We start from the raw sequence: 21,933 nt of genomic DNA, 5'->3' as shown, positions 1-21,933 counted from the left end.
CCTGTGCGCTCACCTCGAAACGCTCGAACGGGCAAATCCCTAACACCACCCCGTCTTGTACCCCAGATACCGATGCACGAACCCGCCCGCGCGCAGGTCCTCGGCGATCGACTGCGTCGTCCCGTCTGCCCGCGCCCGGCTGATCGCGCGCAGGTCGCGGCCGAACCGGTCGTGGCTGTCGTCGATCCGCCCGGTCATGGTGAACGGCCCCTGGTTGAGCAGCCGCTGCAACTCCGCCGTCGCCGCCTCGCCCGCCCGCGCTTCCTCGGGACAGCGCGCCGGGTGAGTCTCGGGCGCGTCGATGCCGATAATGCGGATCTTGCGCGGGCCGATCTTGATCGTGTCGCCGTCGATAACGCAGGCATGCGCCCGCCCCGGACCGCAGCGGGTAAACCGTTCGGTAATCCGCTCGGGATCGGTCGACAGAAAGGCGGGCGGCTCGATCAGCGCCGGATCGACCGCCGGCCAAATGCTCAGCAGCACCCCGCCGAGGAAGAACGGCCGCAGGTTGACCAGCCAGCGCAGCAGGCCACGCCTCAGCCCGCGCAGATTGCCAGACCGCCCCGCATCGGCCACGCCATAAGCCCGCGCGCGCGACCAGTTGCGACGACGCCCCGGACGGCGAAATGGCGACAGCCTCCCCATGCCCCGCCGTGACGCACGATCGCCCGGACCGCAACCGGGACTGCAAAAAACACTTTCCTACAGCATCCTATATGGTTCACCCATAGCTGACGACCGAACCGAGAGGATGTCATGGCCAGCCGTTTGCAAATTGTCGAACCGACCGCCGAAGAGATTGCGGCCTTCCTCTCGCGAAGTCCGCCGCTGACCGCGCGCGACCGTGCGGAGAAGGCCAGGCGCAAGCTTGCCGATGACAAGAGCCGGGCGCGTATCGCGCCGCCGATCGACCACTCGGACGATCTTGCCGCGTCCGCCATACCGCCCTGTTCGGAGATCGAGCCGGTCATCGCTCCGGTCACCGTGCCGACCTTGGATCGCGCCAAGAGTCCGCCGCCCGATCCCGCAAGCGATCCTGCCCCCTCGCCGCCCGACTTTATCGCCGTTCCCAGCCGCAACCACCTCAGCGGCTGGACCGCCGCGCGGCAACGAAGGTTCATCGAGATATTGTCGCTGACCGGTTCCGTCGGTCATGCGTCGGCCGCCGCCGGGGTCACGTCGCGCTCTGCCTACCGTTTGCGCAACCGCGCGGGGGCCGACAGTTTTGCGCGCGCCTGGGATGCGGCGCAGTCGCTTGCCGCCACACGGCTTACTGCGATTGCCTTCGACCGCGCCGTCAACGGTCGCGCCGAGCGCTACTACCGCAATGGCGAACTGGTGATGGAGCGGCGTCTGCCATCGGATCGGCTGCTCACCTGGCTATTGTCGCATCTCGATCCGTTGCGGTTCGGCGGCCCGGCCGCCCGCGCGCTCGCCGCCGCCCATCCGCAGGACGCCGATCCGCGCGCGCTTGCACGAGTCCAGATGCCGTCGCTCACCGCCGACTTGTCCGATGTCGCTTTCGCCGATTGCCCATGCGACGATCCGACCCTCATCGACTATCGCAATGGCGAAATGGGCGGCGATATCACGCCGATCGAGGACGTCGATTGATGGTGTCGCGCGAACCCATGGGCACTGCGACCTTTGGGACTCTTCGGCTCCTCAACCCGCCAGTTTTTGCGCCCGTTCGCGCCAGCCATCGGCGAGCTGTTCGACCCGCGCAAGCTCGCGTAGCGCCGCGCCCTGCCCGCGGTGCTGCCCGCCGATCAGTAGGCCGATGACGCGGGCGACATTCCATTCGGGATGGACCCGGCCGACCAGCGCGATGCCGTCACCTGCGGCCACGCTGCCCTCCTCGATGACCCGGTAATACCAACCGGTTCGTCCGGTTTTGACCATCGCCGCGACGACCTTGGCAGTACCGAAGCGATGCCCCTGTTTCCAGCATGGCTGCCGCCCCTGCGCCACCTCGACCAGCGCTCTGCCCAGCCTGAGCCGGTCGCCGATGCACAAGTCCTCCTCGGTCCAGCCGAGGGTCGAGATATTCTCCCCGAACGCGCCCGGCCGATCAAGGAGGTCGATCTCGCCGAGCACCGCCTGCCACTGCGGATAATGTTCGCGCGGATAATGGTGGATTGCCTTGTCGCGACCGCCATGACAGGTCGGATCCGCCTGCTCGTCGCCCTCGATCCCGAACAGGGTCACGGTGCGCGGGCCTTCGACCGCCGTCTTGGCGATCGCGCTACTCTCGCCGTCGGCGGTGAAGTGCGGGTCGATCCGTCCGGTCAGCACGGCCTGGACAAAGGTTTGCATAGGTTTGGCGTTAACGCTTTTGCGCTACGCTGGCGACATGATCCCGATGAAGACCTCGACCATCTTCCGCAACCGCTGGTGGGCGCTGCTGTGGGCGGCCGGGATATTGTGGTTCGCGTGGGACGTCGCCGGCAGCCAGCCCGGCGCGGGCGACGACGGCAACAACGCCGCCGCCACCACCGACGCGACGGGCGCGTCGGTGACGGTCGACGACGAGCAGCGACTGGCACAGGCGATCAATTCGATCTGATCGCCTGCGTCGAAGCTTGCTCAGGCTTGATTCTCTTCTTCTTCGAACGTCACGGCGACATCGCCGTTGGCGGACAGGCGCACCTCGTCGCCCTCGACTCCGGCGACGAGGCCGCGCGAGATATAGTGATGATGATCCTGGTGACCTGCCGCGCTGTCCTTCTTGGTCAACTTGATGCGGTCACCGTCGAGATGATCGACCGTGCCGACATGCACACCGTCGGCGCCGATCACTTCCATATGCTCGCGAATATCTTCGAAACCGGCCATGAACTCTCTCCTCTGGGATGATGCGGGTTGAACGCCGCAAACGGCCGAAAGGATGCGTCTGCCTTTCGCGACGCGTTCGCTTTAGACACGGGGACTCGCTCCATCGCGGCACGCCTTTGGCCCATGGCGGAACCGTGCCGGGCGCACGCGAGTTGTTACGCCAGCATAATCTTATCGGCTCAACAGGGAGACCCGGCATGTCGGACAATGAAGGACCGGTCGAACACACGACCATCATCGAAACCGGCGGCGGCGGCGGAAGTGGCGGAATCGTGGCGATCGTGGTGCTGCTGGTCATCGTGCTCGGCCTGCTGTTCCTGTTCCGCGATCAGCTCGGTCTGGGCGGAGCGAAGACGACTTCGATCACGGTACCCGACAAGATCGACCTCAACATCAATACCAACTGAAGCAAATCGGGCGGCGCGTTCGGGAGAAAGCGGCGCCCGGTTTGAATTTGCCTTTCGCCATAGCTAGTCCGCCGTTCAGCGAATCAAGGGTGGGGAGCAATGGTGCAGCGGCTGGACGAAACCCATGATCCGGCGCGGCGCAGCTGGGTCGACAGCGCCAATGGCCATTTCGATTTCCCGGTCCAGAACCTGCCGCTGGGCGTGTTTCTGCGCGGCGACGAACCGCGCATCGGTTGCGCTATCGGCGACCATATGCTCGACCTCAGCGCGGCGGCGGGGCTGCTTGATCCGGCGTGGCAGCGGGCACTGTCACAGCCGGTCCTCAACGACTGGCTGGCGCACTCGCCGGGTGACGACCGCGCGCTGCGCAGGCGCCTGTCGGCCCTGCTGAGCGATCCCGCGCAGCGCGCGGCGGTCGAACCTCATCTGGTCAAGCAGGCGGACGTCGCCATGCACCTTCCGGTCCGCATCGGCGACTACACCGACTTCTACGTCGGCATTCACCACGCAACCAACATCGGGCGGCAATTCCGGCCCGACCAGCCGCTGATGCCCAACTATAAATATGTGCCGATCGGCTATCACGGACGGGCGAGTTCGGTGCGGGTGTCGGGCGCGCCGGTGATCCGGCCCAATGGCCAGCGCAAGCGGCCCGACGAGACGGAACCGAGCTATGGCCCGGCGCGGCGGCTCGACTATGAGCTGGAGCTCGGCCTGTGGATCGGGCGCGGCAATGCGCTGGGCGAACCGGTGCCGATCGGCGAGGCGGCGCAGCATATCGCCGGCTATTGCCTGCTCAACGACTGGTCGGCGCGCGACCTGCAGGCGTGGGAATATCAGCCACTCGGCCCGTTCCTGGCCAAGAATTTCCTGACCAGCGTCAGCCCGTGGATGGTGACGAGCGACGCACTCCTGCCGTTCCGCTCGGCAATACCCGAACGGCCGGCGGGCGATCCCGCGCCCTTGCCCTATCTCGACGATGCCGACGACCGCGCGACCGGCGCGCTGGCGATCACGATCGAGGCGTCGCTGGCGACGGCGGCGATGCGCGCGGCCAGGACCGCGCCGCACCGGCTGAGCCACGGTGAGGCGGATGCGGCGATGTACTGGTCGGCGGCGCAGATCGTCGCGCATCACAGTTCGAACGGCTGCAACCTGTCGCCAGGCGACCTGATCGGGACGGGGACGCTGTCAACCGCCAACGACGACGGGCGCGGATCGCTAATGGAGATAAGTCAGGGCGGCGCGACCCCGCTGACCCTGTCCAACGGCGAGGTGCGCAGCTTCCTTGAGGATGGCGACGAGCTGATCCTCAGCGCATGGTGCGAGGCGCCGGGCGCGGTGCGGATCGGGTTCGGGACGTGCAGCGGGATCGTGATGCCGGCGCCCGCCACCTGACGCTTGCGCGGCAACGCCGGAAAGCGCAGCGTCCGCTCGAAACCGAGGGGGATAAGATGACCGAAACGACCGCCACGCCACCGCGCTGGTTCACTATCGCCGTGATCGGCGCGATCCTGTTCGAGCTGTTTGGGGTCGCCAATTATCTGATGGATGCGTTGCGCAGTCCGCAGGCGCTTGCCGCCTTGCCGATCGACCAGCAACTGATGTGGGCGGCGACGCCGCGCTGGGTCACTATCGCCTATGCAGTGGCGGTGTTTGCCGGGCTCGCCGGAGCCGTGGCGCTGGCGATACGGCGACGGTGGAGCATCCCGCTGCTCGGCCTGTCGCTGCTGGCGGTGATCGCCCAGTTCAGCGCACCGTGGTTCGTACCGCGACTGCGCGCTGCGATGCCGCCGACGGCGCTGGTGGTGCCCTTGATCATCTGCCTGGTCGGCGCGTCGATCTACATGCTCGCGTTCGTGGCGCTGAAGCGCGACTGGCTGCGATAGAACGGGCGCGCGGAGGTTAATCCGCGCGCCCGGACAGTCAGCCCTTGGGCTTGCTGCGCTTGTGCTTCTTGGTGGTCGTGGTCGTCGCATCCGCCGGAGCGAGCGTGTCGCCGGTTGTCACGGTCGTGGAGGTAGCAGCCGGAGCAGCCGGATCCGTCGCCGTAGTCGCCGGGGCGGCAGGATCAGCCGGAGTGGCAGGCGTTGCCGGAACCGCCGCCGTACCAGCCGCCGGATCAGCCGGGATTGCGGGCGTGGCGGGAGTGGCCGCCGTCGCCGGAGCGGCCGGAACGACCGGGCCCGGCTGCGGTGCCATGGTCTGGGCCGTCAGCGCGGTCGCAGCAAGCGAAGCGACCGACGCGGCGATCATGAAGCGATGGATCATCGAAAATACCTTGTTCTGATGGAAAGGGAGCTTGCCGCGTCCAAGGGGGGATGGACGCGGCAAGGGTCGAATAAGCCATTGATTTGGTTAATACCCGCGATTGTCGGTGAGCCGGGTGCGTGGCGGGACTGGTTGAACGTCGGTCGCTTCGCTAACAGTGTGGCCATGTCGACTTTCACCATGGATACGGCGACCAGCCGCGCCACCCCCACGCCCGTCCCTGGTAAGCGGATGACCGTCCCAGCGATCCGGTCGCGCAAGGTCGCCAAAGTCGACGGTTACACGACCGCCGAGCCGATCGTCATGCTGACCGCCTATACGATGCGGATGGCGCAGCTGCTCGACCCACATTGCGATCTGCTGCTGGTCGGGGACAGCCTGGGCCAGGTGATTTACGGTCTGCCGTCGACCGTACCGGTGACGCTCGACATGATGTGCAATCATGGCGCGGCGGTGGTGCGCGGCAGCTGGCACGCGCTGGTCGCGGTCGACATGCCGTTCGGCTCCTATGAGGGGTCACTCGAGCAGGCGTTTGCGAGTGCGGCGCGGGTGATGAAGGACAGCGGCTGCGCGGCGGTCAAGCTGGAGGGTGGCGAGGCAATGGCACCGACGATCGAATTCCTGTCGAAGCGCGGCATTCCAGTGATCGGCCATGTCGGTCTGACCCCGCAAGCGGTCAACCAGCTCGGCGGATATGGGGCGCGTGGCAAGAACCCGGCGGAGGCGGAGCGCATTCTCGCCGATGCGCGGGCGGTGGCCGATGCCGGCGCCTTCTGCATGGTCATCGAGGGCGTGATGGAGGAGTTGGCCGACGACATTACGGCCGCAGTCGCGGTGCCGACGATCGGCATCGGTGCATCGGCGCGGTGCGACGGGCAAGTGTTGGTCACCGAGGACATGCTCGGCCTGTTCGAGCGGACTCCGCGGTTCGTGAAGCGCTATGACGATATCGCGTCACGGGTAACGGCAGCGGCGGGAATGTACGCGAGCGAGGTGCGGGCGCGCAGCTTCCCAACCGACGAACAGACGTACCGCCCCAAGGGCTGAGCGCGGCGTGCGCCCAGCCCAGGTTGGGCGTCAGCGCGTGGTGACGACGGTCGTCGTGGTGTGACGATGCGCGGCTGGTTTGCGATGCGCGACCCGCTTGCGGACGACCTTCTTCTTGACGGGCGCAACAGTAGCAGCCGTCGTGGTGTCGCTTTCGGTCGTGGTGACGGTCGTCGTCGCGGGGGCCACCGGAACAGCAGGAGCGACCTGCTGGATCACCACCGGCGGCGCAGCGCGGGCGGCGGCGGCATCGGCCTGGGCCGTGGCAGCGGCCGCCTGCGCGTCGGCGGCACGGGCATTCGCGTCGGATGCCTGCGACTGCGCGGCGGCGGTGGTCGCCTGTTGCTGGTCGGTGCGCTCGCGCTGCGAAGCGGCGAGGGCGCGGTCGGCGATTTCGGATGCGCGAGTCGCGTCGCGGATCGCATCGTCTTTCAAGTGATGGTTGAGCTCGTCCTGCGCGACGTGGAGCATCCGCACCGCATCGGCATGGAGGCGCGGGGCGTCGCCGGCGGCGCCGACGATATTGGCGGCGTCGATCTTGGCCTGGGCGGCGGCAATCGCCTTGCGCGCCTGGTCGGTCTTTCCTTCGGCCGATGCGGCGGTCGGCAGCGCGAGACAGGTCGAAAAGGCGATCGAAATCGCCAGCAGATGCTTGGCTCTCATGATATTCTCCATCAATCAGTATGCCTCTGCAACGAGCGGGGGGCACCGCCTGTTCCGATCCGCCATTCGCAGCCTTTGCCTTTCCCCGACCTCCCCGCTAGGAACCGCCGCCAGCTTCCGTTCATCACCGATGGGAAAGGAAGCGTCGCGTTTCCCACGCAACTTGCCCCCACGCAGGGGCCGACGAGGATGGCTCTTGGCGATTGCTCCTGACGACATCACGACCTTCACCCGCGAAGTCGACGAGAATCTGCGACGCGATCAGGTTCGCGACGCTGCGCGCGCTTATGGCAAATGGGCGATCGTCGGCGTCATCCTGCTGCTTGCCGCGATCGGCGGCTTCCTGTTCTGGCGCGACCAGCAGGCCAAGCAGGCGGCAACCGACAGCGAAGTGATGTCGGCCACCATCGATAATATCGGCAGCGGCAATCTGACCCCGGTACCGGGCCAGCTCGATACACTGGAGCAGGCCAATAGCGACGCGATCAGCGTGTCGGCCAAGCTGACGAAGGCGGCCGTCGCGCTGCAATCGAACGACCGGCCGCAGGCGATTGCGATCTACAAGGCGGTCGCCGCTGACACTGGCATCGACCCGCCGTGGCGCGACCTCGCCACCATCCGCCAGACCGCGCTCGAATTTGACGCGCTTCAGCCGCAGGCGGTGATCGTTCGGCTCGCGCCGCTGACCAGGCCGGGTAACCCCTGGTTCGGCAGAGCCGGCGAAATGACCGCGCTGGCGCTGCTCAAGGCTGGGCGCAAGAGCGAGGCGGGCCGCCTGTTCGCCGCCCTCGCTTCCGATCGCGGTGTCCCGGACACGATCCGCGACCGCGCCATGCAGATCGCCGGAACGCTTGGCGTCGATGCCAGCGCCGCGCTGTCCCCCATCACCACCGCCCCCGCCCCATGAGGACTGCCCGATGATCCGACTTCGCCAATTGACCGCCATGCTGATGATCGGCGTGGCGCTCAGCGGCTGCAGCGTGCTGAACCGCGGCGGCAAGAAAAAGACGCCGGTGATCGGTGAGCGCATCGCCATCCTGTCGACCGAGTCCGACATCAGTGTCGACGAAGCGACCGCCGCCATCCCGATGTCGCTGCCGGCCGCGACCGCCAACACCGAATGGGCGCAGCCGGGCGGTTTGGCGAGCAAGGCGCCGGGCAACCTCGCGCTGGGTGCCTCGCTCGGCCAGGTGTGGAACGTGTCGATCGGTGCCGGCGACAAAAAGGGCGCGCGGCTCGCCGCCGCCCCGGTCGTGGCCGGCGGCAAGGTCTATACGATCGACACCGCATCGACCGTCCGCGCCTTCGACGAGCGCAACGGCGCGCAATTGTGGGCCAGCCAATTCGGCACCGAGGCGCGCGGCGCGCCGTCGCTGTTCGGTGGCGGCGTTGCGGTCGACGGCGGTCGGCTGTTTGCGACCAATGGGCTGGGCTTCGTCGCCGCACTCGACGCCGGAACCGGTGCCAAGGTGTGGCAGGTGCGTCCGGGCGGACCGCTGCGCGGCGCGCCGACCGTCGTCAACAGCACGCTCTATGTCATGAGCCAGGATAACCAGATCTTCAGCCTGAAGCAGGTCGATGGTGCGACCAACTGGTCGAACGCTGCGGCGCTCGAGATCGCCGGCATCTTTGGTACCAGCGCGCCAGCAGTTGCGCAGGGCACGGTCGTCGCCGGCTTTTCGTCGGGAGAACTCAACGCCTATCGCTACGAGAATGGCCGGATGGTGTGGCAGGACACGCTCGCCCGCACCGGTATCCGTACCAGCGTGTCGTCGCTGTCCGACGTCGATGCCGACCCGGTGATCGACAACGGCCAGGTATTCGCGCTGGGCCAGGGCGGGCGGATGGTCTCGCTTGACCTCGTCAGCGGCCAGCGCATCTGGGAATTGAACCTGGCCGGGATCTCGACCCCGTGCGTGGTCGGCGACTGGGTGTTCCTGGTGACCGACGAGGCCAAGGTCGTTGCGGTCGCGCGCGCCACCGGCAAGGTCCGCTGGATCGCTCAGTTGCCCCGCTACAAGAGCGCCAAAAGCAAGAAGGGCTATGTCGGCTATGAAGGGCCGGTGATGGCCGGCGAGCGGTTGATCCTGACCGGATCTAACGGGACGCTGATTAACATCAATCCGGCCAATGGTTCGTTCCAGAGCCAGACCAACGCCGGCGGGCCGGTCAGCCTGCCGCCGGTGGTGGCGAACAAGACGCTGTACGTGCTGACCGACAACGGCCGACTGGCGGCGTATCGCTGATCGGTTTGGTTGACCCCTGACCTTCTGACGGGCAGGGGTCGCCCATGCCGCTCCCCATCGTTGCGATCGTCGGCCGGCCCAACGTCGGCAAATCGACCCTGTTCAACCGCCTGGTCGGGCGGCGCGTCGCGCTGGTCGATGACCGGCCGGGCGTGACCCGCGATCGGCGCGAGGGCGAGGCCCAGCTGATGGGGCTGGATTTCACCATCATGGACACCGCCGGCTATGAGGACGAAGATCCGCTCAGCCTGCCCGGCCGCATGCGCCAGCAGACCGAAGCGGCGGTGCGCGATGCCGATGTCGCGCTGTTCCTCTATGACGCGCGCGAAGGCCTGACCTCGCTCGACGAGGAAATCGGGCGCTGGCTGCGCAGCGAGAACACACCGGTGATCGTCGCCGCCAACAAGGCCGAAGGGCGCGGCGCCGAAGCCGGACGGCTGGAGGCTTACAAACTCGGGCTGGGCGATCCGCTTGCGATCAGCGCCGAACATGGCGAGGGCCTGGCCGACCTGTTCGACGCGCTGCGCCCCCACGTCGAACGCGAGGTCGTCGAAGGCGACGAGCTCGACGCCGACGTGGACGACGAGCATGCGCCGCTCAAGTTGGCGATCGTCGGGCGGCCCAACGCCGGCAAGTCGACGCTGGTCAACCGTATGCTCGGCGAGGAGCGGATGATCACCGGGCCCGAAGCCGGGATCACGCGCGATTCGATCACGCTCGACTGGCAATGGATCGATGACGGCGGCACGCCCCGCGCGGTCCAGCTGGTCGATACCGCCGGCCTGCGCAAGCGCGCCAAGGTCGAGGACAAGCTGGAGAAATTGTCGGCGTTCGACACTCGCCGCGCGATCGACATGGCTGAAGTCGTCGTCCTCCTGCTCGATGCGACGCGCGGGCTCGAAGCGCAGGATCTGCGCATCGCCGACTCGGTCCATGAAGAAGGCCGCGCGCTGATCATCGCGCTCAACAAATGGGACGTTGCCGAGGGCGCGTCGGCGCTGTTCAACGGGGTCAAGGCGGCGCTGGAGGAAGGCCTGTCCCAGCTTAAGGGCGTCACCCTGCTGACCGTGTCGGCCAAGTCGGGCAAGGGCATCGACGTGCTGCTCAAGGCGGCATTTAAACTGCGCGAGGCGTGGTCGCGGCGCGTTACCACGGGCGAGCTCAATCGCTGGTTCGAGAAGGCGGTCGACACCAATCCGCCGCCGGCGCCGGGCGGCAAGCGGGTCAAGCTGCGCTACATCACCCAGGTCAAGTCGCGCCCGCCGAGCTTCGTCATCTTCGGCACGCGCGTCGACCAGCTGCCCGACAGCTATCAGCGCTACCTGATCAACTCGATGCGGCGCGACCTGAAGCTGGGTCCGGTGCCGCTGCGCCTGTCGATGCGGGCGACGAAAAACCCCTATCACACCGCCAATCCCGGCGGCGGACGCCCCGCTTCTCGTTAGAAGAACGGCACGGTCCGCAGCCTCAGCTCTTCGTAAAGCCACGCGATCATAACCCTCCCTTTACCCTTTGCGGATTAGGACATGCGGATTGCGAGCCCCGTGTCCGGGGTCTGGGAGCCATATGTGACCGACGATCACCTCGACCTGGTCGACTGGAATCATTTCGAGCGGAGCCGGGCGGAGCTTGGCCCGGGCTTCATCCGCATCCTGACCTATTTCCGCGAGGACGGGATCAAGAGCGTGCGCGCGATCGAGGCAGCGATGCACGAGGAGAACAGCGTCGCACTGGTCATTCCGGCGCATACGCTGAAGGGCGAATCGCTGCAGTTCGGTGCAGGACCGCTGGCCGAAGTCGCCGAGACGATCGAGGCGACCGCGCGGTCGTGCGTCGAGACTCACCGCTTCCCCGACGAGTTGGTCCCCGACGTGGTCCGCCTGCGCCAGCTGTTCGACGCGACGATCGACCTGTTCGACAAGGCGACCAACCCGCTGCTGGTCCGCACCAACCAGAATTTTGGCAACAAGAAGGTCGCCAACCAGGATTTCGGACGGCTTTAGGGTTCGTAGGCGACGCCGAGGCGGATGGCCTGTTCGTGGAGCGCCTTGTCGCGAGTCCACAATCGCAACTGACCGGCCATGAAATTCGCGACGACGGCCGCAAGAAGATGGGCGTCGATATATGTAAGGCCCGTCCCAAAGAGCTTCTCATTTTCGATCAGGCTCCGGACCTCGATTTCGCTAGCGATTTCGACGCGATGCAGATCGCCCAGAAAGGTGAGTTGGGTCCGCCGCGACTTGAGTGATCCCATCGCAATCTCGCCGAACACGAACGGATGCACGACGACACTTTCTCCGGCAAGGAGGTAATCGAGATGCTTTTCCGGGCCCTTGTTGATATGGTCGATCCAGATCGACGTATCGACCAGGATCACGCGGCCTCGGACCGTCGACGCGGCGCCGCCCAAGCGTCAGGGTCGGACCCGCCCAGTCGCGCGATCCGCCGCCCAGCCTCGCGCGCAACGAGGCCTTCTAGCGCCATGCGGATGAGGGTCGCCCGCTCCTTGATACCGGTATATTCCATCGCCTTCGCGAGGAGTTCATCGTCGATGGTGATCGTAGTGCGCATACAATTTCAGTAGCATCATTTGATGCGCAATTCAATGCATCACGCCAGCGCGGCGTCAGTGATGACGGAAGATTGAGGCCGATCATGCCCCCGACATGATCTGCGGAATGCTGGGAGCATTCCGCACTCAATATTCCGCCGTCACTCCCATGAGGGTCGGGAAGAAGCCTTCGTGCGCGGCGCGGAGGTCGGCGAGGGGGACGAACTGAACGCCGCCCCGCCCGACCAGGTCGAAGCTCAGCCCGTCACCTCCGGTAGTGCCGATCTCGATCGCGAATAGCTGAGCGGCGTTGGCGGAAGTGCGGACGGCGGCCGAATCGCGCGTCGTGACGACGAAGCGCGCCTGGTCCTCTCCGAACAGGATCGCGCCGGGGTTTGGGATTTGTGGAACCACGGTCATCGCCATCCCGATACCGCCAGCCAAAGCCATTTCCGCGATAGCGACAGCCGCGCCGCCATCAGAACAGTCGTGGACCGCGCTGACCAGTGCATCGGCGATCAGGGCGCGGACGCATTCGCCGGCGCGTCGCTCGGCGGCGAGATCGACCTTGGGTGGCAAACCATCACGACGGCCATGAATTTCGCTCAACCACAGCGACTGCCCGACATAGCTGTCGCTATGGCCGATCAGGACAAGCGTTTCGCCCTCGGCCTTGAACGCGATGGTGGCGGCCTTCGCGACATCTTCGATCACGCCGACCGCGCCGATCGCCGGAGTCGGCAAGATCGCGCTTCCTGTCCCGTCGTCGTTCTTGGTCTCGTTATAGAGGCTGACATTCCCGCTCACGATCGGCATGTCGAGCGCCACGCACGCTTCGCTCATCCCCTGCAAACATCCCACGATCTGGGCCATGATCTCGGGCCGCTGGGGGTTGCCGAAGTTGAGGCAGTTGGTCACCGCCAGCGGCGTCGCGCCGACCGCGCACAGGTTGCGATAGGCCTCGGCGACGGCCTGTTTCCCGCCCTCGACCGGGTCGGCGTAGCAATAGCGCGGGGTGCAGTCGGTGGTCATCGCCAGCCCGCGCTTGGTCCCGTGGATCCGCACGATCGCCGCGTCGCCGCCCGTTTGTACCGTATCCGCCCCGACCTGGCTGTCATACTGCTCCCAGATCCAGCGGCGCGAGGCGATGGCGGGGGAGGCCATCAGCTTGAGCAGGTCGGCGGCGATGTCGGTCGATTCGGGGATATCGCCGAGCAGCGCGACCTTGGCCCACGCCTTATACTCGTCCTGGCTGAGGTAGGGCCGCTCGTACAGCGGTGCGTCGTCGGCGAGCGGGCCGAGCGGGATGTCGGCGACGGTCCCGCCCTGCCATTCGAGCACCATGTGGCCGCCCTCGGTCACCTCGCCGATGATCGCGAAATCAAGCTCCCACTTGCGGAAGATCGCCTCGGCAAAATCCTCGCGGCCGGGTTTCAGCACCATCAGCATCCGCTCCTGCGATTCCGACAGCATCATCTCGTAAGGGGTCATCCCCTCCTCGCGGCACGGCACGGCGTCCATGTTCAAGCGGATGCCGACGCCGCCCTTCGACGCCATCTCGACGCTCGACGAGGTCAGCCCCGCCGCCCCCATGTCCTGGATCGCGACGATCGCGTCGGACGCCATCAGCTCGAGGCAGGCCTCGATCAGCAATTTCTCGGTGAACGGATCGCCGACCTGGACGGTCGGACGCTTCTCCTCCGAATCCTCGGAGAAGTCGGCGCTGGCCATGGTCGCGCCGTGGATACCGTCGCGGCCGGTCTTCGATCCGACATAGACGAGCTTGTTGCCGACGCCCGACGCCGCCGAATAGAAGAGCTTGTCGTGTGCGGGGATGCCCACGGTCATCGCGTTGACGAGGATATTGCCGTCGTAGGCCGCGTCGAAATTGACCTCGCCGCCGACGGTCGGCACGCCGACGCAATTGCCATAGCCGCCGATGCCCGCGACGACGCCCGCGACCAGGTGCCGCATCTTGGGATGGTCGGGTTGTCCGAAGCGCAGCGCATTGAGGTTGGCGACCGGCCGCGCACCCATGGTGAACACATCGCGGAGGATGCCGCCGACCCCGGTCGCCGCGCCCTGATAGGGCTCGATGTAGCTGGGGTGGTTGTGGCTCTCCATCTTGAAGATGGCGGCGAGCTTCGTCCCGTTCGGTCCTTCGCCGATATCGATCACCCCGGCATTCTCGCCGGGTCCGCAGATCACCCACGGCGCGGTCGTCGGGAGTTTCTTCAGGTGGATGCGCGACGATTTATACGAGCAATGTTCGGACCACATGACCGAGAAGACGCCGAGCTCGAGCAAATTCGGCTCGCGCCCCATGGCGTGGAGCACATTCCGATATTCTTCGGGCGAAAAGCCGTGCTCGGCGACGATTTGGGGCGTGATGGTCATGCCCGGAGCGCTTAGCGGCTCGGACCAAAAAGGCTAGGCCGTGCTTGCAACTCCGGCGCGCGCCAGCGGGAATCGCAGAACGACGGTCAAACCCTCGGGCCGCCAGTCGCGCTCGATCGTTCCGCCGAGTTCGGACTTGACGCTGAGCGCGATCATTCGCTGGCCGAAGCCGCTGCTGGTTCCCTCCGGCTCGCATGCCGGCCCGCATTCGGCCCACCGCATGACGACCTCGCCCTCCTCGATCTCCCAGTCGAGCGCGACCTCGCCATCCTGACTGCACAGCGCGCCATATTTGACGGCGTTGGTGTAGAGCTCGTGAAGGATCATCGACAGGCCGAGCAACTGATCGGGGGCGAGCAGGATCTCGGGGCCGGCAAAGCGAGCGCGGCCATTGGCGACGTCGGCGCCGAGCACTTGTTCGGCAAGCGCGGTAAGAGCGACGTCGCTGACCGTTCGGCCGACCAGCAGCTGGTGCGCGCGGGCGAGCGACTGGAGGCGACCGGAAAAGGCTTCGCTGAAAGTGGCCAAGTCGGGCGAGACGCGCGCGGTCTGCTGCGCGATCGCGGCGACGACGGTCAGCATGTTCTTCACCCGATGCTCGGATTCCTGGAGTATGCGCTGCTGGCGCTCGGCCTGATTCAACCGTTCAGAAATATCGCGCAAGAAGCCGACGAATAGCCGTTCACCGAATTGCTCGCTGGCGTTGATCGACAGTTCGACCGGAATCTCGCGGCCGTCACGGCACAGCGCGGCGACCTCGATCCGCTTCCCCAGCACCGGGCCTTCGCCGGTGGCGTGGAAGTGGGCGAGACCGGTTTCGTGTCCCTGGCGGTGAACGGGCGGAACGATGGTTTCGCTCAGCGTCAAGCCGATCGCCTCGGCGGCGGTCCAGCCGAAGGTCCGCTCGGCCACTGCGTTCCAGCCGACAATATGGCCATCATCATTCATCACGACGACCGCATCGAGTGCGGTGTCGAGCACGGACTGAAGTCCGGCGTGCAAAGCCCCCCAGGCGAGATTCATTTCGCCTCCATCGCTTATTTAGTCACGCGTTTCCAGTAGTTTCGTGAGACCAGTCAGGCCGCTGCGAATTTATCCGTCGCGCGAATGAGGCCGTCGAGCACGCCCGGCTCGCTGAACAAATGCCCGCCGTCGGGGATGATGTTGAGTTCCGCCTCGGGCCACGCCTTGTGCAAAGCCCAGGCGGCACGCGGCGGGGTACAGCAGTCGTGGCGGCCCTGAACGATGACGCCGGGGATGCCGCGCAGCTTGGCCGCGCCGTCGAGCAGCTGGCCTTCGACCAGCCAGCCGCGATTGGCCATGTAATGATTCTCGATCCGGGCAACGGCGATGGCGACCTCGGGGTCGGTGAAATGCTCCTCGGTCTCGGCGCTGGGCAGGAGGGTGACGGTAATCGCTTCCCACTTGCTCCACGCGGTCGCGGCGATCAGGCGCGCCGCGGGGTCGCCGCCGGTCAGCACGCGCTGGTAGGCGGTCACGAGGTCGTCGCGCTCGGCCTCGGCAATCAGGGCGACGAACTCGTCCCAGCCGTCGGGATAAAGCGACGACGCCCCACCCTCCTTGTACAGCCAGTCGACCTCAGCCTGGTCGAAGGTGAACACGCCGCGCAGGACGAGTTCGGTGACTCGCGAGGGATGAGTCTCGGCATAGGCCAGCGCCAGCGTCGAGCCCCACGACCCGCCGAACACCATCCAGCGATCGATGCCAAAATGCGTGCGTAGCCGCTCGATGTCGTCGATAAGGTGCCACGTCGTGTTGGCGTCGAGGCTGGCGTGAGGAGTAGACTTGCCCGCGCCGCGCTGGTCGAAGACGAGGATGTCGTAGCGCGCCGGATCGAACTGGCGGCGGTGCGCCGGGCTGGAGCCGCCGCCGGGGCCGCCGTGGAGGAAGACGACCGGCTTGCCGGCGGGATTGCCGCTGCGCTCCCAATAGAGCGAGTGGCCGTCGCCGACATTTAGCATGCCGCTCTCGCGCGGCTCGATCTCGGGGTAGAGGGTGCGGCGATTGGTCATGGCCTGCTCCATCAGAAGCTGAACTCGTTGTAAACCTTCGACACGTCACCGTTCCATTCACCGGCGAAGCGCTCGAGCAACCGGTCGGCAAAGGTCATGCCGCTCGCCACCACTTCGCGCAGGGGGTCGAGGAAGCCACCTTCATTGTCGCCCGCCAGGTTCAATTCGGCGCGTTCGGTCAGGCCGGCGGCGGCGATTTCGAGCACTTCGCGGGCAAGGTCGCGCATCGTCCCGCCGCCCGGCACCGGGGCTTCGAGGGCAAGGCGCGGGACGGCGTGGCGCAGCGCCTCGCGCTCCTCGATCGTCCAATGCTTGACACGGTCCCACGCCGCGTCGAGCGCGTTCGAGCCGTAGAGCAGCCCGACCCACAGCGCCGGCAGCGCGCAGATTCGGCCCCAACGCCCGCCATCGGCTCCGCGCATCTCGAGGAAGCTCTTCAGTCGAACCTCGGGAAAAGCGGTTGAGAGATGATCAACCCAATCGCTCAACCGTGGTTTTTCACCGGGCAGGACGTCGAGCCGGCCGTCGAGGAAGTCGCGGAAGCTCTTGCCTGCGGCGTCGATATATTTGCCATCGCGGAAGACAAAATACATCGGGACGTCGAGCGCATAGTCGCAGTAGCGCTCATAGCCGAAGCCGTCGTCGAACACGAACGGCAGCATGCCGGTACGGTGCGGATCGGTGTCTTCCCAGATGTGGCTGCGGAAGCTCTTGAAGCCGTTGGGCTTGCCCTCGGTCAGCGGCGAATTGGCGAACAACGCGGTCGCCACCGGCTGCAGCGCCAAGCCGACCCGGAACTTCTTCACCATGTCGGCCTCGCTCGCATAGTCGAGGTTGACCTGGATGGTGCAGGTGCGCAGCATCATGTCGAGCCCGAGCGAACCCACGCGCGGCATGTGATTGAGCATGATCGCATAGCGCCCCTTGGGCATCACCGGCAGCTCGGCGCGGGTCTTGTCGGGCCACATGCCGAGCCCGAGGAAACCGATACCGAGCCGGTCGCCGACCGCTTTGACCTGGTCGAGATGGCGCCCGGCCTCGGCGCAGGTCGCGTGGAGATCGGACAACGCCGCGCCCGACAGTTCGAGCTGTCCGGCCGGCTCGAGGCTGATCGTGCCGTCCATGCCGGCCAGCGCGATGACGTTCCCGCTTTCGATCACCGGCGTCCAGCCAAACTCGGTCAGACCCATCAGCAGGTCGCGGATGCCGCCGGGCTCGTCATACGACGGCGCGCGATGGTCGGCGGTGCGATAGACGAATTTCTCGTGCTCGGTCCCGATCAGCCATTTGTCGCGCGGCTTCTCGCCCCCCGAAAAGACCGACAGGAGATCGTCCCGCCCCTCGATCAGCGGCGTTTCGGAGGTGTCGGTGCGCGTGGTCATGGAAGCGCCACTAGCTGTCGCGCAGCGACGGCGCCAGCCCGGGACTCCGCCAGTCCCCGGCGAGCACCATCCACCCCGTGATGGCGGCGAGCGCCGCAGTTTCGGCGCGCAGGATTCGCGGACCGAGCGAGATGGTGCGCGCGCCGGGCGTGGCACGGATCGCATCGCGTTCCTCGGGCGTGAAGCCGCCTTCGGGGCCGATCAGGATGGTCGCGGGTCCGGGTCTGATCGTTTCTGCCAAAGTCGCGCCGCCAGTTTCGTCGGCGAAATAGAGGATCCGTCCCGCGTCGTGGCCTGCCAGCAATCGATCGAGCGGGATCGGATCGGTGATCGACGGCAGCAGCGTGCGGCCGCATTGCTCCGCCGCCTCGATTGCGATTGCCTCGAGCCGCTCCAGCTTGATCCGCTCGACGATCGTCCGCCGCGTGATGACCGGTTGCAGCCGGGCGACGCCCAACTCGGTTGCCTTTTCGATTAGCCATTCGGTCTGCGCCCGCTTGACCGGGGCGAAAGCGAGGCACAGGTCCGGCACCGCCTCGGCGGGTTTCGTCCGCCGGTCGACGGCGAGCGTCATGCGTTTCTTGCCGACCTCGGCAACGCGCGCCTGCCATTCTCCCGACTGTCCGTCGAACAGGAGCAATTCGCCGCCGACCGCGAGCCGCATGACATTGCCGAGGTAATGAGCCTGGGCGGAATCAAGCTCGACCTGAGCGCCCGGGGCAAGCGATTCACGCACGAACAGGCGGATCAGCGATCGCGGCGGCCAGGCGGGGGTGGCGGGCATCGTCGATCGTCTAGCGCCGGCGCCGCTTTCCCGCCACGTCCAACTGTCGCCACGCCATTAATAAACCGAATAAGGTAAATAGGTAGCAAACCATTGCTGTTACGCATGTCTTGAGTTGTCCCCGTCATAGACGCAATTCTCAAAACCAAGTGGGGACATGACAGTGAAGACAACTTACAAGCTCGCGGCGATTGCCGCACTTCTCGTTTCGGCCACGCCGGCCGCCGCCGCGATCAGCGCAACCGCTTCCGCCGAAGCTCGTGGCCTAGTGCTCCAGCCGCTGACCCTGACCAAGGTCAGCGATCTCGACTTCGGCACGATCATCGCCAGCGCCGTCGCCGGAACCGTCTCGATCGACGCCGACACCGGCGCGCGCTCGTCGACTGGCGGGATTACCGAAGTTCCGACCGCTCCGGGTGGCCGCGCCGAATTCGCCGGTGCCGGCACGACCAACCAGCTCGTTCTGCTGACGCTGGCCGCGCCGACTTTGCTCGTCAGCACCAGCAACGCAACTGACACGTTGAGCGTGACCAGCCTGTCGCTCGATTCGGGCGGCGCCAGCCGGACGATCGGCGCGACCCAGGCGTTCTCGGTCGGCGTCGGCGGTAACTTCGCCATCGCCGCGAGCCAGGCGAATGGCCTGTACACGGCGCAGTTCGACCTGACCGCCAGTTATCAATAAGCCGTTCTGACCAGAAGTGGGCGGTCGCGGCAACGCGGCCGCCCATTCTCATGCGTGATGGACCGACCCTAATGAGCGAGCGCCGATGAAACGGCAGCTACAGGGCCGGCAAAGATCTGCTGCACCAATTCCATAAACGCCGTCGCGGCGATTCCGCTAACCGCGACGATCGAAAAATATTCCAGCGTGCGGGCCCTTGCCTGGCTGTGCGCCAGTCGCTCTCTCACCCCTTCGCGCCGCCGATTTGCCGAGCGGCGCTCGATCGCCGCCGTGTCTGACCGCCTGGCCCGCGCCAACTGCTTTGACGAGGGCGAATCGATGAAGGCGTCGACGTCGATCCTGTCCTGGGTGCGGACGCCGAACCGCTGGTGATGCGACCAGACGACCCGCGCCACGAAGGTCCGGGGACCGCGACCAAGTTCAACATAGGTGCCCCTCTGCGGTGGTTGATGCGCGTGGATGAGGAACCCGCGCGACGCAGCGTCCAGGACGCGGACATCGCTCCACCGCCCGTCGCAACGCATTCGCGCTGAAATGAAGACCTTTCGTCGGGGCTCGCGTGGTTTCACTGTTTTCAATCCCTGAACGCCGCCCGCGACTGACGTCGATGACTTGGGTCGTTCGTAATTTGCGTGAGTGTGGCGTGACTTAACCATTGCTCCGCTTCGGATATGGTTGCCGCCGAACAAGCCGCTTTCACCTGGCGGCGCGGCTGGCTAGGACAGTTGGATGAGCGCGATCGAGACGGTTCCGGACAGCGAGCGTCGTGGCCTCATTGGCGGCCTGCCCGCGCCGCTCCGCCCGCTTGCTTCGCTGATGCGGCTCGACCGGCCGATCGGCTGCTGGCTGCTCTATTGGCCGTGCGCGTGGAGCGTCGCGCTCGCCGGAGTCGGCGGGCAATGGGCACTGTTTGCCTGGCTCGGGCTCGGTGCCTTTGCGATGCGATCGGCGGGATGCGTCTATAACGACATCGTCGACCGCGATCTCGACCGGCAGGTCTATCGCACGCGGCTGCGCCCGCTCGCCAATGGCCGCACCAGCCTTGCCGCCGCTTGGACACTGGCGATCGCCTTGTGCCTCGTCGGATTGGTCGTCCTGCTCCAGCTTGGCCGGACGGCCCAGATTGCCGCGCTGGCCTCGCTGCTGCCGGTCGCCGCCTATCCGTTCATGAAGCGCATCACCTGGTGGCCGCAGGCGTGGCTCGGGCTGGTCTTCTCTTGGGGTGCGATCGTCGGCTGGCCGGCGGTGACGGGGACCATCGACCCCGCACCGCTATGGCTGTGGGCGGGAAGCCTCGCGTGGGTAGTCGGCTATGACACGCTCTACGCGATCCAGGATATTGAGGACGACGCACTGGTCGGGGTCAAATCATCCGCCCGCCGCCTCGGCCGTCATGCCGCGCTCGGCGTCGGCATTTTCTATGCCCTGGCGCTGGCGGGATGGAGCGTGGCGATCCACCTCGTCGACGCACGCCCGCTGGCGTTGCTGGCTTTGCTCCCGGCCGCCTTGCACCTCGGCTGGCAGGCAGTGCGAACCGACCCGACCAATCCCGCCGGAGCCTTGGCGCTGTTCCGGTCGAACCGGACGTGCGGGCTGCTCGTGTTCCTCGCCATGCTGAGCGTTGGCTTGTCAGCGGAAAACTTGTCGGCGACGGGCTGAAGCTCTAATCGCTCCCGATGCTGACCCCAGACGCCGCCCGCGACACTGCCGCCGCCCTTGTCGACCGCGCCCGCAAGGCCGGTGCCGACGCCGCCGACGCGGTCTACATCGCCGACCGCTCGCAATCGGTAAAAGTGCGCATGGGTGCGCTCGAGGATGTCTCGTCGTCAGAAGGCGAGGATATCGGATTGCGCGTCTTCGTCGGCCAGCGCTCGGCCAGCGTCGCTTCGTCAGCACTGGACTCCGACACGCTCGGCGCGCTGGTCGAGCGGGTGCTGGCGATGGCGGGGCAAGCGCCCGAGGATCCCTATGCCGGCCTTGCACCGGCCGCAATGCTTCAGTCCGGCGAAGCCGCCGATTTCGACCTTTACGACCCGGTCGAGGTCAGCCCCGCCGAGCTCAAGGAACGCGCGCTGACGGCAGAGTCCGCAGCGCTGGCGGTACCGCGCGTGTCGAACAGCGGCGGGGGCAGCGCCTCGGCCTCGGAGTCGGTCATGGCCATCGCCACCTCGCACGGCTTTGCCGCCGCGCGGCAGGGGTCGGGGCATGGCGTGTCGGCGAGCGTCATCGCTGGCGAGGCGGGCGCACTCGAACGCGACTATGACTATGACAGCGTCCGCTTCCTCGCCGACCTGCGCGGCCCGGCCGAGGTCGGCGCGGAGGCCGGTCGCCGCGCCGCCGCCCGGCTCGACCCGGTCAAGTGCGGGTCCGGCAAGATCGCAGTGCTGTTCGATCCGCGCGTCGCGACCTCGCTGCTCGGACATTTCGCCGGCGCGATCACCGGATCGAGCATCGCCCGCAAGGCGAGCTTCCTGCAGGACCGGCTCGGCCAGCGCATCTTCGCGCCCGGGATCATCATCCGCGACGATCCGCATCGCATCCGCGGCCTGCGGTCGCGCGCGTTCGACAGCGAGGGCCTGCCGACGGCCGCGAGCGACCTCATCGCCGATGGCGTGCTGACCGGCTGGCTGGCCGA

General features: G+C 66.5%; 26 protein-coding genes. 13 read left to right on the top strand and 13 right to left on the bottom strand.

Translation table 11 applies throughout. The features are described 5' to 3' along the window. Positions 1-39: 39 nt before the first annotated feature. Positions 40-576, bottom strand: a complete 537-nt coding sequence (locus RMN84_RS08740) for a thermonuclease family protein (protein ID WP_309611792.1) — start codon at positions 574-576, stop codon at positions 40-42. A 180-nt stretch (positions 577-756) separates the two neighbouring features. On the opposite strand from RMN84_RS08740, the gene RMN84_RS08735 reads away from it, so the two are divergent. Further along, the gene (locus RMN84_RS08735; RefSeq protein WP_309611791.1) at positions 757-1,614 is read left to right on the top strand and encodes a hypothetical protein; all 858 of its coding nucleotides are present in this window, start codon (positions 757-759) and stop codon (positions 1,612-1,614) included. A 51-nt stretch (positions 1,615-1,665) separates the two neighbouring features. On the opposite strand, the gene RMN84_RS08730 is transcribed toward RMN84_RS08735, so the two are convergent. Next, positions 1,666-2,316: an MOSC domain-containing protein gene (locus RMN84_RS08730; protein WP_309611790.1), complete on the bottom strand. Its 651-nt coding sequence runs from the start codon at positions 2,314-2,316 to the stop codon at positions 1,666-1,668. 37 nt (positions 2,317-2,353) lie between these two features. Here RMN84_RS08730 and RMN84_RS08725 point away from each other — a divergent pair, with 37 nt between their 5' ends. Then, positions 2,354-2,566, top strand: coding sequence for a hypothetical protein (locus RMN84_RS08725; protein WP_309611789.1), 213 nt, complete (start codon positions 2,354-2,356; stop codon positions 2,564-2,566). 20 nt (positions 2,567-2,586) lie between these two features. On the opposite strand, the gene RMN84_RS08720 is transcribed toward RMN84_RS08725, so the two are convergent. After that, complete coding sequence (locus RMN84_RS08720) at positions 2,587-2,835, bottom strand: DUF2171 domain-containing protein (RefSeq protein ID WP_309611787.1); 249 nt, start codon at positions 2,833-2,835, stop codon at positions 2,587-2,589. Between the two features lie 197 nt (positions 2,836-3,032). Between RMN84_RS08720 and RMN84_RS08715 the strand changes: the two genes are divergently transcribed. The 3 genes from RMN84_RS08715 to RMN84_RS08705 all read left to right on the top strand — a co-directional run bounded on the left by RMN84_RS08715 (position 3,033) and on the right by RMN84_RS08705 (position 5,131). Further along, the gene (locus RMN84_RS08715) at positions 3,033-3,242 is read left to right on the top strand and encodes a hypothetical protein (RefSeq protein WP_309611786.1); all 210 of its coding nucleotides are present in this window, start codon (positions 3,033-3,035) and stop codon (positions 3,240-3,242) included. A gap of 99 nt (positions 3,243-3,341) precedes the next feature. Then, the gene (fahA, locus tag RMN84_RS08710; protein ID WP_309611785.1) at positions 3,342-4,640 is read left to right on the top strand and encodes a fumarylacetoacetase; all 1,299 of its coding nucleotides are present in this window, start codon (positions 3,342-3,344) and stop codon (positions 4,638-4,640) included. 56 nt (positions 4,641-4,696) lie between these two features. Continuing rightward, positions 4,697-5,131 (top strand): hypothetical protein, encoded by a 435-nt coding sequence (locus tag RMN84_RS08705; RefSeq protein WP_309611784.1) that lies wholly within the window; start codon positions 4,697-4,699, stop codon positions 5,129-5,131. 37 nt (positions 5,132-5,168) lie between these two features. Here RMN84_RS08705 and RMN84_RS08700 read toward each other — a convergent pair whose 3' ends face one another. Next, on the bottom strand, positions 5,169-5,513 hold the full coding sequence (locus RMN84_RS08700) for a hypothetical protein (RefSeq protein WP_309611783.1): 345 nt from the start codon (positions 5,511-5,513) through the stop codon (positions 5,169-5,171). A 165-nt stretch (positions 5,514-5,678) separates the two neighbouring features. On the opposite strand from RMN84_RS08700, the gene panB reads away from it, so the two are divergent. Continuing rightward, positions 5,679-6,560, top strand: coding sequence for a 3-methyl-2-oxobutanoate hydroxymethyltransferase (panB, locus tag RMN84_RS08695; RefSeq protein ID WP_309611782.1), 882 nt, complete (start codon positions 5,679-5,681; stop codon positions 6,558-6,560). Positions 6,561-6,590: 30 nt separating this feature from the next. Here panB and RMN84_RS08690 read toward each other — a convergent pair whose 3' ends face one another. Beyond that, complete coding sequence (locus tag RMN84_RS08690) at positions 6,591-7,223, bottom strand: hypothetical protein (RefSeq protein ID WP_309611781.1); 633 nt, start codon at positions 7,221-7,223, stop codon at positions 6,591-6,593. 196 nt (positions 7,224-7,419) lie between these two features. Between RMN84_RS08690 and RMN84_RS08685 the strand changes: the two genes are divergently transcribed. From RMN84_RS08685 to RMN84_RS08670, 4 genes are all read left to right on the top strand, one after another. Continuing rightward, a complete protein-coding gene (locus RMN84_RS08685) occupies positions 7,420-8,130 on the top strand; it encodes a tetratricopeptide repeat protein (RefSeq protein WP_309611780.1) in 711 nt (236 codons plus the stop codon). Positions 8,131-8,140: 10 nt separating this feature from the next. After that, positions 8,141-9,469: a PQQ-binding-like beta-propeller repeat protein gene (locus RMN84_RS08680; protein WP_309611779.1), complete on the top strand. Its 1,329-nt coding sequence runs from the start codon at positions 8,141-8,143 to the stop codon at positions 9,467-9,469. Positions 9,470-9,513: 44 nt separating this feature from the next. Beyond that, the gene (gene der, locus RMN84_RS08675; protein ID WP_309611778.1) at positions 9,514-10,914 is read left to right on the top strand and encodes a ribosome biogenesis GTPase Der; all 1,401 of its coding nucleotides are present in this window, start codon (positions 9,514-9,516) and stop codon (positions 10,912-10,914) included. Positions 10,915-11,037: 123 nt separating this feature from the next. Further along, positions 11,038-11,472 carry an Hpt domain-containing protein gene (locus RMN84_RS08670; RefSeq protein ID WP_309611777.1) on the top strand — a complete coding sequence of 145 codons (435 nt, stop codon included), beginning with the start codon at positions 11,038-11,040 and terminating at the stop codon, positions 11,470-11,472. Here RMN84_RS08670 and RMN84_RS08665 read toward each other — a convergent pair. From RMN84_RS08665 to RMN84_RS08635, 7 genes are all read right to left on the bottom strand, one after another. Further along, a complete protein-coding gene (locus tag RMN84_RS08665; RefSeq protein WP_309611776.1) occupies positions 11,469-11,846 on the bottom strand; it encodes a type II toxin-antitoxin system VapC family toxin in 378 nt (125 codons plus the stop codon). The genes RMN84_RS08670 and RMN84_RS08665 overlap by 4 nt on opposite strands. Next, a complete protein-coding gene (locus RMN84_RS08660) occupies positions 11,843-12,040 on the bottom strand; it encodes a type II toxin-antitoxin system VapB family antitoxin (protein WP_309611775.1) in 198 nt (65 codons plus the stop codon). Before RMN84_RS08660 ends, RMN84_RS08665 begins: the two co-directional genes overlap by 4 nt. A gap of 127 nt (positions 12,041-12,167) precedes the next feature. Further along, positions 12,168-14,417 (bottom strand): phosphoribosylformylglycinamidine synthase subunit PurL, encoded by a 2,250-nt coding sequence (gene purL, locus RMN84_RS08655; protein WP_309611774.1) that lies wholly within the window; start codon positions 14,415-14,417, stop codon positions 12,168-12,170. 33 nt (positions 14,418-14,450) lie between these two features. Further along, positions 14,451-15,440, bottom strand: a complete 990-nt coding sequence (locus RMN84_RS08650; protein WP_309611773.1) for a PAS domain S-box protein — start codon at positions 15,438-15,440, stop codon at positions 14,451-14,453. 53 nt (positions 15,441-15,493) lie between these two features. Further along, positions 15,494-16,450 (bottom strand): prolyl aminopeptidase, encoded by a 957-nt coding sequence (gene pip / locus RMN84_RS08645; protein ID WP_309611772.1) that lies wholly within the window; start codon positions 16,448-16,450, stop codon positions 15,494-15,496. 11 nt (positions 16,451-16,461) lie between these two features. Beyond that, a complete protein-coding gene (locus RMN84_RS08640) occupies positions 16,462-17,832 on the bottom strand; it encodes a glutamate--cysteine ligase (protein WP_309611771.1) in 1,371 nt (456 codons plus the stop codon). A gap of 10 nt (positions 17,833-17,842) precedes the next feature. Further along, positions 17,843-18,616, bottom strand: a complete 774-nt coding sequence (locus RMN84_RS08635) for a 16S rRNA (uracil(1498)-N(3))-methyltransferase (protein ID WP_309611770.1) — start codon at positions 18,614-18,616, stop codon at positions 17,843-17,845. Positions 18,617-18,773: 157 nt separating this feature from the next. Here RMN84_RS08635 and RMN84_RS08630 point away from each other — a divergent pair, with 157 nt between their 5' ends. Next, positions 18,774-19,298, top strand: a complete 525-nt coding sequence (locus RMN84_RS08630) for a DUF4402 domain-containing protein (protein ID WP_309611769.1) — start codon at positions 18,774-18,776, stop codon at positions 19,296-19,298. A gap of 68 nt (positions 19,299-19,366) precedes the next feature. Here the strand turns inward: RMN84_RS08630 and RMN84_RS08625 are convergent, their stop codons facing one another. Continuing rightward, on the bottom strand, positions 19,367-19,822 hold the full coding sequence (locus RMN84_RS08625; protein ID WP_309611768.1) for a hypothetical protein: 456 nt from the start codon (positions 19,820-19,822) through the stop codon (positions 19,367-19,369). A gap of 205 nt (positions 19,823-20,027) precedes the next feature. Here RMN84_RS08625 and ubiA point away from each other — a divergent pair, with 205 nt between their 5' ends. Then, positions 20,028-20,957, top strand: a complete 930-nt coding sequence (gene ubiA, locus RMN84_RS08620) for a 4-hydroxybenzoate octaprenyltransferase (RefSeq protein ID WP_309611767.1) — start codon at positions 20,028-20,030, stop codon at positions 20,955-20,957. 17 nt (positions 20,958-20,974) lie between these two features. Then, a partial coding sequence (locus tag RMN84_RS08615; protein WP_309611766.1) for a TldD/PmbA family protein occupies positions 20,975-21,933 on the top strand: 959 nt, incomplete at its 3' end.

The sequence above is a fragment of the Sphingomonas sp. genome (assembly GCF_031380695.1).
Lineage (GTDB): Bacteria > Pseudomonadota > Alphaproteobacteria > Sphingomonadales > Sphingomonadaceae > Sphingomicrobium.
This window is presented reverse-complemented; position numbering and strand designations above follow the sequence as displayed.